The 13,377-nt window shown below is 60.8% G+C and carries 10 protein-coding genes; 6 read left to right on the top strand and 4 right to left on the bottom strand.

Features of this window, described 5'->3' with window-relative positions; genetic code table 11:
- Positions 1–240 precede the first annotated feature (240 nt).
- The 6 genes from PMI26_RS20985 to PMI26_RS21005 all read left to right on the top strand — a co-directional run bounded on the left by PMI26_RS20985 (position 241) and on the right by PMI26_RS21005 (position 8,764).
- Positions 241–1,401 carry an efflux RND transporter periplasmic adaptor subunit gene (locus PMI26_RS20985; protein WP_007972622.1) on the top strand — a complete coding sequence of 387 codons (1,161 nt, stop codon included), beginning with the start codon at positions 241–243 and terminating at the stop codon, positions 1,399–1,401.
- Positions 1,398–4,499, top strand: coding sequence for a multidrug efflux RND transporter permease subunit (locus PMI26_RS20990; protein WP_007972620.1), 3,102 nt, complete (start codon positions 1,398–1,400; stop codon positions 4,497–4,499). The genes PMI26_RS20985 and PMI26_RS20990 overlap by 4 nt, the downstream gene beginning before the upstream one ends.
- Before the next feature lie 9 nt (positions 4,500–4,508).
- Positions 4,509–5,186, top strand: coding sequence for a heavy metal response regulator transcription factor (locus PMI26_RS20995; RefSeq protein ID WP_007972618.1), 678 nt, complete (start codon positions 4,509–4,511; stop codon positions 5,184–5,186).
- A complete protein-coding gene (locus PMI26_RS21000; RefSeq protein WP_007972616.1) occupies positions 5,176–6,540 on the top strand; it encodes a heavy metal sensor histidine kinase in 1,365 nt (454 codons plus the stop codon). The genes PMI26_RS20995 and PMI26_RS21000 overlap by 11 nt, the downstream gene beginning before the upstream one ends.
- Positions 6,541–6,789: 249 nt before the next feature.
- Positions 6,790–7,014 (top strand): hypothetical protein, encoded by a 225-nt coding sequence (locus PMI26_RS0129455; protein ID WP_033047644.1) that lies wholly within the window; start codon positions 6,790–6,792, stop codon positions 7,012–7,014.
- A 247-nt stretch (positions 7,015–7,261) separates the two neighbouring features.
- Positions 7,262–8,764, top strand: coding sequence for a sensor domain-containing diguanylate cyclase (locus PMI26_RS21005; protein ID WP_007972613.1), 1,503 nt, complete (start codon positions 7,262–7,264; stop codon positions 8,762–8,764).
- 173 nt (positions 8,765–8,937) lie between these two features.
- On the opposite strand, the gene lpxC is transcribed toward PMI26_RS21005, so the two are convergent.
- The 4 genes from lpxC to PMI26_RS21025 form a co-directional block, all read right to left on the bottom strand.
- Complete coding sequence (gene lpxC / locus PMI26_RS21010) at positions 8,938–9,849, bottom strand: UDP-3-O-acyl-N-acetylglucosamine deacetylase (RefSeq protein WP_007939852.1); 912 nt, start codon at positions 9,847–9,849, stop codon at positions 8,938–8,940.
- A gap of 112 nt (positions 9,850–9,961) precedes the next feature.
- Positions 9,962–11,155 (bottom strand): cell division protein FtsZ, encoded by a 1,194-nt coding sequence (gene ftsZ / locus PMI26_RS21015; RefSeq protein WP_007972612.1) that lies wholly within the window; start codon positions 11,153–11,155, stop codon positions 9,962–9,964.
- Between the two features lie 73 nt (positions 11,156–11,228).
- Complete coding sequence (gene ftsA / locus PMI26_RS21020) at positions 11,229–12,488, bottom strand: cell division protein FtsA (protein WP_007972611.1); 1,260 nt, start codon at positions 12,486–12,488, stop codon at positions 11,229–11,231.
- Positions 12,489–12,503: 15 nt separating this feature from the next.
- Positions 12,504–13,373, bottom strand: coding sequence for a cell division protein FtsQ/DivIB (locus tag PMI26_RS21025; RefSeq protein ID WP_007972610.1), 870 nt, complete (start codon positions 13,371–13,373; stop codon positions 12,504–12,506).
- Positions 13,374–13,377 lie beyond the last annotated feature (4 nt).

Genomic DNA, 13,377 nt, shown 5'->3' with positions numbered 1-13,377 from the left:
TTTTATGCTGTAGGCGCTGCATACATCCGAAAGTGATGGGGCGGTTGGCAGGACGCCTTCGCGGGCAAGCCCGCTCCCACAGGGATCAAGTACATCTACAAAAGCCAGGTCGGCTGTCAGGCCGCCAAGTCCCCCCAAACTGACAGTGCCGTCAGTTAGCCGTCACCCTCCTGACCGCCAAACAGGTTTATAAAGGAAACTACCCTTCGACCAAAAACCCAGCCCCGGCGCCCCACTCGCATGCGAACCCAGAAAAAACCCGCCCTGCTCGTCGCCCTTCTGATCGTCCTGGCAGCGCTGGGCCTGTGGTATGCCACCCAACCGGTCAAGACCAAACTCGCCACCCCCACCGCCATCCCGGTGCGCGTGGTCGCCGTCGTCGAAAAAGACGTGCCACGCTACGTCAGCGGCATCGGTTCGGTGCTGTCCCTGCACAGCGTCGTGGTCCGCCCGCAAATCGACGGCATCCTCACCAAAATCATGGTCAAGGAAGGCCAACTGGTGAAAAAAGACGACCTGCTGGCCACCATCGACGACCGCTCGATCCGCGCCAGCCTCGACCAGGCCCGGGCACAGCTGGGCGAAAGCCAGGCGCAGCTGCAAGTGGCACTGGTCAACCTTAAGCGCTACAAACTGCTGAGCGTTGACGACGGCGTTTCCAAGCAGACCTACGACCAGCAACAGGCGCTGGTGAACCAACTCAAAGCCACCGCCCAAGGCAATCAGGCGTCAATCGACGCAGCTCAGGTACAACTTTCCTACACACAGATTCGCTCCCCAGTGACCGGTCGCGTCGGCATTCGCACCGTGGATGAAGGCAACTTCCTGCGCATGACCGACACCCAGGGCCTGTTCACCGTGACCCAGATCGACCCGATCGCCGTGGAGTTCTCCTTGCCGCAGCAAATGCTGCCGACCTTGCAGGGCCTGATCAACGACCCACAGCACGCCCGGGTCAAGGCCTACATCGGAGCTGACACCGACGGTGAAACCGGCAACCTGCTCGGCGAAGGTCACCTGACCCTGATCGACAACCAGATCAATGCCAACACTGGCACCATCCGCGCCAAGGCCGAGTTCGACAATCCGGGGCAGAAGCTGTGGCCGGGTCTGCTGGTGACGGTAAAGATTCAGACAGCCCTGGATAAGGATGCACTGGTGGTGCCGCCGACGGTCGTACAACGCGGCCTCGACCAACACTTCGTGTACCGGGTCAATGGCGACAAGGTCGAAGCCGTCCAGGTGCAAATGGTCTATCAAGGCAGCGGCCAGGACATCATCAAGGGTGTGAAACCGGGGGATGTACTGGTCAGCGATGGTCAGTCGCGGCTCAAACCGGGGTCGACGGTGCAGCTGATGACCGAGCCGCCGCAAGTGGTGCAATCGGAGGCGGCACAATGAAGGGTCACGGTTCGGTATCCGCCTGGTGCATCGACCACCCGGTGGCCACGGTCCTGCTGACGTTCGCCCTGGTGCTGCTCGGCGTCATCGCGTTTCCGCGCCTGCCGGTAGCGCCGTTGCCGGAGGCAGAATTCCCGACCATCCAGGTGGCCGCGCAATTGCCCGGCGCCAGCCCGGAAACCATGGCGTCCTCGGTGGCCACGCCCCTTGAGGTGCAATTCAGTGCCATTCCCGGCGTGACCCAGATGACCTCGAGCAGTGCACTGGGCTCGACCATCCTGACCCTGCAATTCACCCTCGACAAGAGCATCGACACCGCCGCCCAGGAAGTGCAGGCGGCGATCAATACGGCCGCGGGCAAGCTGCCCAAGGACATGCCGAACCTGCCGACCTGGCGCAAGGTCAACCCGGCCGACAGTCCGGTGCTGATCCTCAGCGTCAACTCCTCGCTGATGCCCGGCCCGGAGCTCAGCGACCTGACGGAAACCCTGTTGTCCCGTCAGCTCAGTCAGGTCGACGGCGTAGGCCAGGTCGCCATCACCGGTCAGCAGCGTCCGGCGATTCGCGTCCAGGTTTCGGCGGACAAACTCGCCGCCATCGGCCTGACCCTTGCCGACATCCGCCTGGCGATCCAGCAGACCAGCCTCAACCTGGCCAAGGGTGCGCTGTACGGGGAGTCGAGCATCTCGACCCTGTCCACCAACGACCAGTTGTTCCACCCGGAGGACTACAGCCAGCTGATTGTTTCCTACAAGGACGGCGCGCCGGTTCATCTGCGCGATGTCGCCAAAGTCGTCAACGGTTCGGAAGATGCCTACGTCCAGGCTTGGGCGGGTTCGCAACCGGGGATGAACCTGGTGATTTTCCGTCAACCGGGGGCCAACATCGTCGAAACCGTGGACCGCATCCAGGCCGCCTTGCCAGCGCTGGAAGCGATGCTCCCCGCCTCGGTGCAGGTCAAGGTGCTGATCGACCGGACCCAGACCATTCGCGCGTCTCTGCATGAAGTGGAAATCACCCTGCTGATCGCGATCATGCTGGTGGTGGCGGTGATGGCGCTGTTCCTGCGCCAGTTGTCGGCGACCCTGATTGTGTCGGCGGTGCTGGGGGTTTCGCTGGTCGCCAGTTTTGCGCTGATGTACGTCATGGGCTTCAGCCTGAACAACCTGACGCTGGTGGCGATCGTGGTGGCCGTGGGCTTTGTGGTCGACGATGCGATCGTGGTGGTGGAAAACATTCACCGGCACCTGGAGGCCGGCGACGGCATGCGCGAAGCGGCGATCAAGGGCGCGGGCGAGATTGGTTTCACCGTGGTGTCGATCAGCTTTTCGCTGGTGGCAGCGTTCATTCCGTTGCTGTTCATGGGAGGCGTGGTCGGGCGACTGTTCAAGGAGTTCGCCCTGACCGCCACCTCGACCATCTTGATTTCGGTGGTGGTGTCGCTGACCCTGGCGCCAACCCTGGCCGCGCTGTTCATGCGCGCACCAGTGCATCATGCCCACGACAAACCGGGCTTTGGTGAGCGTCTGTTGGCCTGGTACGAAAAAGGCCTGCGCCGCGCCCTCGCCCATCAGCGCTTGATGATCGGCGTATTCTGCCTGTCACTGGGTCTGGCCGTGGCCGGTTACATCTTCATTCCTAAAGGCTTCTTCCCGATCCAGGACACCGGCTTCGTCCTCGGCACCACCGAAGCCGCTGCTGACATTTCCTACGGCGACATGGTGAAAAAACACCTCGCCATGGCAGAAATCGTCGCCGCCGACCCTGCCGTGGAAACGTTCTCGCATTCGGTCGGTGTCTCCGGCAGCAACCAGACCATCGCCAACGGCCGGTTCTGGATCACCCTGAAAAAACGCAGCGACCGCGATGTCTCGGCCAGTCAGTTCATCGACCGGATTCGTCCGCAACTGATGAAAGTGCCGGGCATCGTCCTGTACCTGCGCGCCGGCCAGGACATCAACCTCAGTTCAGGCCCGAGCCGCGCCCAGTATCAATATGTGCTCAAGAGCAACGATGGTCCGACCCTGAGCACCTGGACCCAGCGCCTGACGGAAAAACTGCGCGCCAACCCGGCCTTCCGCGATATTTCCAACGATTTGCAACTGGGTGGCAGCATCACCCACATCAGCATCGACCGCAGCGCCGCAGCGCGTTTCGGCCTGACCGCCAGCGACGTCGACGAAGCCCTGTACGATGCCTTCGGCCAGCGCCAGATCAATGAATTCCAGACCCAGGTCAACCAGTACAACGTGATCCTGGAGCTGGACACCCAGCAACGCGGCAAGGCCGAAAGCCTCAACTATTTCTACCTGCGCTCGCCCCTGAGCGGGGAAATGGTACCGCTGTCGGCCCTGGCCAGGTTCGATGCGCCCACCATCGGCCCACTGTCCATCGCCCATGACGGCATGTTCCCGGCCGCCAACCTGTCGTTCAACCTGGCACCCGGCGTGGCGTTGGGCGATGCGGTGATCATGCTCGACCAGGCCAAGGCCGACATCGGCATGCCAACCGCCATCAGCGGTAATTTCCAGGGCGCGGCCCAGGCGTTCCAGAGTTCGCTGGCCAGCCAGCCGTGGCTGATCCTGGCAGCGTTGGTGGCGGTGTACATCATTCTCGGCGTGCTCTACGAGAGCTTCGTGCACCCGCTGACGATCATTTCGACCTTGCCTTCGGCGGGCCTCGGCGCAGTGATCATGCTGTGGATCTGCGGTCAGGACTTTTCGATCATGGCCTTGATCGGCCTGGTGCTGCTGATCGGTATCGTCAAGAAAAACGGCATCCTGATGATCGACTTCGCCCTCGAAGCGCAGCGCAATGGCGGACTGTCGCCTGAAGAAGCGATCTTCAAGGCCTGCATCACGCGGTTCCGGCCGATCATCATGACCACCCTCGCCGCGCTGCTCGGCGCCCTGCCGCTGATGCTTGGCTACGGCACCGGCGCCGAGTTGCGCCAACCTCTGGGGATCGCGGTAGTCGGCGGCTTGCTGGTGAGCCAGGCGCTGACGTTGTTCACCACGCCGGTCATATACTTGTGGCTGGAGCGGTTATTTCATAGGGCTAAACCTTCGCCAGTACCCGCGCTGGCGACCACAGACTGAGGCGGGGTCATGCGCGTCCTGATTATCGAAGACGAAGAGAAAACCGCGGACTATCTGCACCGCGGCCTGACGGAACAGGGTTACACCGTGGACCTGGCGCGGGATGGGGTCGAAGGCCTGCATCTGGCGCTGGAGAGCGACTACGCCGTGATCGTCCTCGACGTGATGTTGCCGGGCCTCGACGGCTTCGGCGTGTTGCGCGCCTTGCGTGCGCGCAAGCAGACCCCGGTGATCATGCTCACCGCCCGCGAACGTGTGGAAGATCGCATCAGGGGCCTGCGTGACGGCGCCGATGATTACCTGGGCAAACCGTTTTCCTTCCTTGAACTGGTGGCACGCCTGCAAGCGTTGACCCGGCGCAGCGGTGGCCATGAACCGGTGCAAGTGAGCATCGCCGACCTGTGGATAGATTTGATCAGCCGTAAGGCGACCCGGGGTGGCACACGGCTGGACCTGACCGCCAAGGAGTTCTCGCTGCTCAGCGTATTGGCCCGGCGCCAGGGTGAAATCCTCTCGAAAACCGCCATTGCCGAGATGGTCTGGGACATCAATTTCGACAGCGACGCCAACGTCGTCGAAGTCGCGATCAAACGCCTGCGGGCCAAGCTCGACGGCCCCTTCGAAGAGAAACTGCTGCACACCATTCGCGGCATGGGTTATGTGCTGGAGAGCCGTGGTGTCCAGTAACAGCATCGCCTTGCGCCTGAGCGGGATGTTCACGCTGGTGGCGCTGCTGGTGTTCCTGTTGATCGGCTGGGCCTTGTACCAGCAGGTCGACAAAGGCCTGGGCCTGTTGCCCGAAGCCGAGCTGGACGCGCGCTACAGCGTGCTCGAATCCACGGTCGGCCGTTACGGCACGCCTGAGCATTGGGTGAAGATCAACAACAAGCTCAACCTGCTGAGCGAAGAAGACAAGCGCATCAGCTTCTGGATCATCAGCGGCGATCCGCACTACGAATACGGCAACCTGACCCCACAGGTCCGCGCCTTTGCCCAAGGGCCGCTGGGCACGCGGGACATGCAACTGGCGGATCACCCCTATCCGCTGAAAGTGCTGGTCAGCGAGTTCCCGGCCAAGGACCAGCGCCCACCGCTGCGCTTCATGATCGCCATCGACACCGAGACGTTTTTCCATACCCAGCATCAACTGCTGATCGCGCTGATCAGCCTGGCGATTGTCGGCGTGCTGCTGGCCTCGGCACTGGGTTATTGGGTGGCGCGGATCGGCCTCAAGCCGCTGATCAAACTGTCCCAGGAAGCCCGGCGCCTGGCTCCGCCGTTGCGCTCGGGACGCTTGCGATTGTCACCGTTGCCGCCGGAACTCGATCAGTTCGTCAGCTCGTTCAACTCGACTCTGGAACGGGTCGAGCAGGCCTACTCACGCCTTGAATCGTTCAATGCCGACGTCGCCCATGAACTGCGCTCGCCACTGACCAACCTGATCGGCCAGACCCAGGTCGCCTTGACCCGCGGACGCTCCGCCGAGCATTACTTCGAAGTGCTGCAATCGAATCTCGAAGAGCTTGAGCGACTGCGTTCGATCATCAACGACATGCTGTTCCTGGCCAGTGCCGATCAGGGCAGCAAGGCAACCAGACTGACGTCCACGTCGCTGGCCGATGAGGTGGCCACGACCCTGGAATACCTGGACTTCATTCTCGAGGACGCCCAGGTCCAGGTAGAGGTCAGTGGTGACGCGCAAGTGAGCATCGAGATCGCCCATCTGCGCCGGGCGTTGATCAATCTGCTGAACAACGCGGTGCAGCACACCGCGCCCGGTCAGGTGATTGAAGTGCACATTGAAACCGCAGAACATCAGGTCAGCATCGGCGTCGCCAACCCCGGCTCTCCGATTGCCCGTGAACACCTGCCACGACTGTTCGAGCGTTTCTACCGGGTCGATGCCTCGCGCAGCAACAGCGGCCACAACCATGGCCTTGGGCTGGCCATCGTCAAGGCGATTGCGTTGATGCATGGCGGCGATGTGTTCGTGCGCAGTGACCATGGGATGAATACGTTCGGGATTCATCTTCCTGTCTGACCCCCTCTTCCTTTGTGGGAGCGAGCTTGCTCGCGATGCAAGCGACTCGGTGCAACTTCTGAACCGAGATGATGCTATCGCGAGCAAGCTCGCTCCCACATTGGTTCCGGGTTGAACACAAGTGTGCGACCAACCAACTGTTGCCATAACAGCAACAGTCCTTTCATGAATCCGCTCTTTTTCCCCTCGCCCAAGATCCTTATCTTTGCCCGCACCAAACAGCACTTGCCAAGCAAGAAGGTTTTAAAGATGTCCAACAGTATGGGTATTGCCAGCGCTTTCGTTTTGTCCTCTTTGTTCCTGTCGCCATTGGCGATGGCGGAAGAATCGCAGACTTTCGTCGCACATAACGCCGCACGCGCTGCAGCGTTCCAAGAGCAGCAGATCGAGATGACGGCCAAGGCTGCGCAAGACGCCCAAGCCCCGCAAGCCTCGACCACTCAGGCCCTGCCACAGGTCGAGAAGGACAGCTGATCCGCACCGTTCACTGCCGTTTCCCTCGACACTTTTCCTCGGCTCTTCCCTTTGAAAAGTTGTCTGCAAAGCCGCTGCTTTCAGCGGCTTTTTTTATCGCGGCGAGTCAACTTTCATTGCAATTTTCGCAACGACAAGCCCTGATGCCCACGCCATTGATCAATCGCTAGAGCAACAGGCACGATTCACCCGGCTGCTACGTTAATGCAACTACGCTTACAGCGTCCCTTTAGCAGACGTCAGCCCTATGACCGCAAGCCGCACCCCACATTTTCAAGGCCCGTCCGGGCGACCCGAGATCATGGTGATCTTCGGCAGCACCCTGACGGTCATCTCGATCCTGTGCATCGTCACTTTTCTGCTGATCCGCGAACACGCCAACGCCCAGCAGACCGCCACACGCAGCGCGACCACCATTGCGCAACTGATCGATGCCGATGTCCTGCGTACGGTCGAGCTCTATGACCTGACCTTGCAGGGCCTGATCGCCGCCGCCCAACGGGACGACCTGAAACAGGTTTCGCCGCAGATTCGTCATCTGGCGCTGTTCGACCGCTCCACCACCGCGCGCTACAAGGGCGACATCCTCCTGCTGGACAAGCACGGCGACGTGCTGGCCGACTCATCGTTGATCGAACCGAAACCGGGTAACTTCGCTGACCGCGATTATTTCCTGGCCCATGTCTTCAATCGTGACACCGGCATGTTTATCAGCCGACCGTTCAAGCCTCGCTGTGACTGCGATGACAGCGACCAATGGCGCATCAGTTTCAGCCGGCGCATTTCCTCGCCCACGGGTGAGTTTCTGGGGGTCGCGGTCGCCTCGATGCGCATGAGCTACTTCGACCAGTTGTTCAACAGCCTCGACATCGGCACCGGCAGCACGCTGGGCATCATCGACAATGACGGGATCCTCCTGGCGCAGAAGCCGTACCGGGAACCCAACTCCATCGGCAAAAGCTTCTCCAGCCGCCCCAACGTCATACGCATGCTGCAGGAGCGCAATGGCACCTTCGAAAGCGTGTCGAGCGTCGACCATCAACGGCGCTTGTACACCTTTACCCGGGTTGGCAACCTGCCGCTGACTGTCATCGTGGCCCTTTCTCTGGATGAGGTGTTCGCCACCTGGAACCGTACGGCCTATGTGATCAGCGGTGCTACCGGGGTTTTGTGCATCGGATTGCTGTGGTTGACCTGGCTGCTCTGCCGCGAGTTGCGCCTGCGCCAGATCGCCGAGCAGGAATTGTCGCAACTGGCGGCCACCGATGCCTTGACCGGCGTGGCCAACCGCCGATCCCTTGATCAGACCCTGCGCCATGAATGGTTTCGCGCTCAGCGCAGTGGCAAGTCGTTGTCGTTGCTGATGATCGATGCCGATCACTTCAAGGCCTTCAATGACCGGCACGGACATCAGGCCGGCGACGAAGCGTTACGGGCATTGGCCGAAGTCATCAGCGCCAATGTCCACCGCCCCACAGACCTGGTGGCGCGCTACGGGGGCGAAGAGTTTTCGGTGGTCCTGGCTGAAACAGGCAATGACGGTGCACGGCAGATTGCCGAACATATTCGTGAGGCTGTGCAAAAACTGCCACTGGTCGACGCCGGTGAGCAACCGATGAGCGTGAGCATCGGTATTGCCACCTGGACGGCGGCCAGCGAAATCACTTTGGAACAGTTGCTGTTCAGCGCGGACAAGGCGCTGTATCAGGCCAAGGAGAGGGGGCGTAACCGGGTTGTTTGTGCCGAATAGGATTTTCATTGGATGGGAGGACGCCATCGCGAGCAAGCTCGCTCCCACAGGGGAATGCAATCAACTGTGGGAGCGAGCTTGCTCGCGATGAGGCCAGCCCAGGCACTACAAACTTCGGGCATAAAAAAAGGCCACCCGAAGGCAGCCTTTAAAAAACTAGAGAGGTTTTTTGCTCACACGGCCGCAACCGGGCGCATGTAAGAGATCGGTGCAGTGCTGGCGTCTTCGAACGTCACGACTTCCCAGGCATCTGTCTGCTCAATCAACTTGCGCAGCAGCTGGTTGTTCAGTGCGTGGCCGGACTTGAAGCCCTTGAACTCACCAATCAGGCTATTGCCCAGCAGGTAGAGGTCACCAATTGCATCGAGAATCTTGTGCTTCACGAATTCGTCTTCATAACGAAGGCCGTCTTCGTTCAGTACGCCATCGGCGTCGACCACAATAGCGTTTTCAACACTGCCGCCGAGTGCGAGGTTGTGCTTGCGCAGGTACTCGATGTCACTCATGAATCCAAAGGTACGGGCGCGGCTGACTTCTTTTACGAACGAAGTGCTGGAAAAATCCACGCTTGCACTTTGGGTGCGGTCACGGAAAACCGGGTGATCGAAATCGATCTCGAAGCTCACTTTGAACCCTTCGAAAGGGACGAAAGTAGCGCGCTTGTCGCCATCTTCCACTGTCACTTCACGCAGGATGCGGATGAACTTCTTGGCGGCGTCCTGTTCTTCCAGGCCAGCCGATTGAATCAGGAATACGAAAGGTCCGGCGCTACCATCCATGATCGGGACTTCGGACGCGGAGAGCTCGACGTAGGCGTTATCGATGCCCAGGCCTGCCATGGCCGAGAGCAAGTGCTCTACCGTGTCCACTTTGACGTCACCGTTAACGAGCGTGGTCGACATAGTGGTTTCACCGACGTTTTCCGCGCGGGCAGGAATCTGCACCACGGGATCGAGGTCGGCGCGACAAAACACAATGCCGGTGTCGACAGGCGCTGGCTTGAGGGTCAGATAGACCTTCTCCCCGGAGTGCAGGCCGACACCTGTGGCACGGATAATATTCTTCAGGGTGCGTTGTTTAATCATGGCATGGGCCGCTTCAGCGCAAATTGCGAACTGGTATCAACAAAGGCTGGCGATGATAGCAGACCACGCCTTTGCTGAACACCAATCACCTTCATAGCCCTGATACATTTCATCAATCGGCCTGACGACGCAGGAAAGCCGGGATGTCCAGGTAGTCCAGGTCATCTTGCGGATTCATCTTCGCGGCAGTCGCAGCACCGGCCTGGGCCTGGTTGCGCATGACGGTCGGACGGTCCAGGTCACGGTAGTTCACCGCTGGAGCTTCCTGACGAACAGGGGCCTGTTGTTGTGGCTGTGCAGCCATCGAAGTGTGAACGGTATTGTCGATGACCTTCACAGGCTTCTCGATTTTAGCGCCCAGGCCGGTTGCAACGACAGTCACGTGCAGCTCGTCGCGCATGTCCGGATCGATAACGGTACCGACCTTGACCATCGCGTGTTCGGAAGCGAATGCCTCGATGATGCTACCCACGTCGGAGTATTCGCCCAGGGACAGATCCGGACCGGCGGTGATGTTTACCAGGATGCCGCGAGCGCCTTGCAGGTTCACGTCTTCCAGCAGCGGGTTGCGAATGGCCGCTTCGGTGGCCTCGCGTGCACGGTTCGGACCGCTGGCGCAGCCAGTGCCCATCATCGCCATGCCCATTTCGCTCATCACGGTACGCACGTCGGCGAAGTCGACGTTGATCATGCCCGGACGCTTGATGATGTCGGAGATACCGCGAACGGCACCGGCCAGTACATCGTCAGCCTTGGCGAAAGCCGACAGCAGGCTGGCGTCTTTACCGAGGATGGTCAGCAGCTTCTCGTTGGGAATGGTGATCAACGAGTCGACGCTTTCGGAGAGCATGCGGATGCCCTCGTCGGCGATCTGCATACGCTTGCGGCCTTCGAACGGGAACGGACGGGTCACCACCGCAACGGTGAGGATGCCCATTTCCTTGGCCACTTCGGCGATGATCGGCGCAGCACCGGTACCGGTACCGCCGCCCATGCCAGTGGTGATGAACACCATGTTGGTGCCCTGCAGGACTTCGGCAATGCGCTCACGGTCTTCCAGAGCGGCTTGACGGCCGACTTCAGGGTTGGCGCCAGCGCCCAGGCCCTTGGTCACGCCGGTGCCCAGTTGCAGGATGGTACGCGCGCCGATGTTTTTCAGCGCTTGAGCATCGGTGTTGGCGCAGATGAACTCGACGCCTTCGATGTTGCTCTTGACCATGTGGTTGACAGCGTTGCCGCCGCCACCGCCGACACCGATAACTTTGATTACCGGGCTTGCGGGGATGTTGTCTACGAGTTCGAACATTTTCCCTCTCCTTTACATTCTCTAGTTTTTTCGCCTACTGCGTGCTTCGGTGTAACGGTGTTGCGGTAATTCTTCAGAAATTGCCCTGGACCCACTTCTTCAGGCGGTCCAGCAGCGGAGCCTGTGGCTCTTCGTTGCTGTAGCTGTCGCGGCTGCCGATGCCCGAGAACGAGATGCCGTCGGACTGCTTCTGCAGGCCGTACATCAACAGGCCGACGCCGGTGGAATAGATCGGGTTGCGGACCACGTCATCCAGACCTTTCACGCCATGCGGCACGCCCAGGCGTACCGGCATGTGGAAGATTTCCTCGGCCAGTTCAGTGGCACCTTCCATCTTCGCGGTACCGCCGGTCAGCACGATGCCGGCCGGGATCAGGTCTTCGTAGCCGCTGCGGCGCAGTTCGGCCTGGATCAGCGTGAACAGTTCGTCGTAGCGCGGCTCGACCACTTCGGCCAGGGCCTGGCGGGACAATTCGCGTGGCGGACGGTCGCCAACGCTTGGCACCTTGATGGTTTCACCGGCACCGGCCAGTTTGGCCAGGGCGCAGGCGTAGCGAATCTTGATTTCTTCGGCGTACTGGGTCGGAGTGCGCAACGCCATGGCGATGTCGTTGGTCACCTGGTCACCGGCAATCGGGATGACGGCGGTGTGACGGATCGCACCCTCGGTGAAGATCGCGATATCAGTGGTACCGCCACCGATGTCCACCAGGCACACGCCCAGCTCTTTCTCGTCATCGGTCAGTACCGAATACGCGGAAGCCAGTTGCTCGAGAATGATGTCGTCGATTTCCAGGCCGCAGCGACGCACGCATTTTTCAATGTTCTGTGCGGCATTGACGGCGCAGGTGACCACGTGGACCTTGGCTTCCAGACGCACGCCGGACATGCCCAGCGGCTCGCGGACGCCTTCCTGGTTATCGATCACGTAGTCTTGCGGCAAGGTGTGCAGCACGCGCTGGTCAGCCGGGATCGCCACGGCCTGGGCAGCGTCGAGCACGCGCTCGAGGTCGGCCGAGCTGACTTCGCGATCACGAATCGCCACGATGCCGTGGGAGTTCAGGCTGCGGATGTGATTGCCGGCCACGCCGACGAATGCCGAATGAATGCGGCAACCGGCCATCAGCTGCGCTTCTTCGATGGCGCGCTGGATCGATTGCACGGTGGATTCGATATTCACCACCACGCCTTTTTTCAGGCCACGGGACGGATGGGTACCGATCCCGACGATTTCCAGCGTGCCGTCGTCCGCGACCTCGCCTACCAGCGCCACCACCTTGGAGGTGCCGATATCGAGACCGACGATCATTTTGCCGCTTTGCACGTTTGCCATGGGTCCTGCCTCTTCTTAATTCTTCGCGACAGCGGGTTGGGCTGCCGTGGGCGCTACAGGTTCCCGCCAGCCAACAGCGAGGCCGTTGGCGTAGCGCAGATCGATGCGCGCAATGTTCGTAATCTGTTCTTTGAGCGTCTTGTCATAGATGGCGATGAAGCGGCGCATCTTTTCCACCAGGTTGCCGCGTCCGAGCAGCAGTTCGATCCCCGGGCCGGCACTGCCGGGTCCGGTGGTCAGGAACCAGCTGCCGCGTTCACGCAACTCCAGGCGTGCAATCGAGAAGCCCAGAGGCCGGAGCATCTGACTCAACACCTGGTACTGCTGCATCACCTGCTGCTGGGCCCGCTGTGGGCCGAACAGTTGAGGCAAGTGTTCGTAGTTCGCCAGCTCGCGCGGGGTGAAGGCCTGGCCCTGGTTGTTCAACAGCGACTCGTCGCCCCAACGGGCCACCGGCAGTTGTTCTTCCAGGCGGATCACCACTTGATCCGGCCACACCCTGCGCACTTCGGCGTGGGCAATCCATGGCATCGTTTCAAGCTCGGTGCGCATGCTCGCCAGGTCGATGGTGAAGAAGCTCGACGCCACGTACGGGGCGATCCGCTGCTGCACCGCTTGCTGGCTGATGTAACTCAGGTCGCCCTGCACGTTGATTTTGGTGATCGGCCGGTCGGCATACGGCAACAAGCGTGTCGCGCCTTCATAAGTACCGAACCCCAAGGCCACCAGCAGCACCGGCCAGAACAACGCTTTGAGAAAACCGAAGTTGGCTTTCGGCAGGCGCGCGGACATCGGCTCTTTGGCCACCATTCGGCTGGCACCCCGCGGTACCGGCTTGCGGCCGGTCGGTGCGGTGGGCTGATGTCTGAGCTGAGCGCCTTGCATGGCC

Source organism: Pseudomonas sp. GM33 (assembly GCF_000282295.1).
Lineage (GTDB): Bacteria > Pseudomonadota > Gammaproteobacteria > Pseudomonadales > Pseudomonadaceae > Aquipseudomonas > Aquipseudomonas laurylsulfatiphila.
This window is presented reverse-complemented; position numbering and strand designations above follow the sequence as displayed.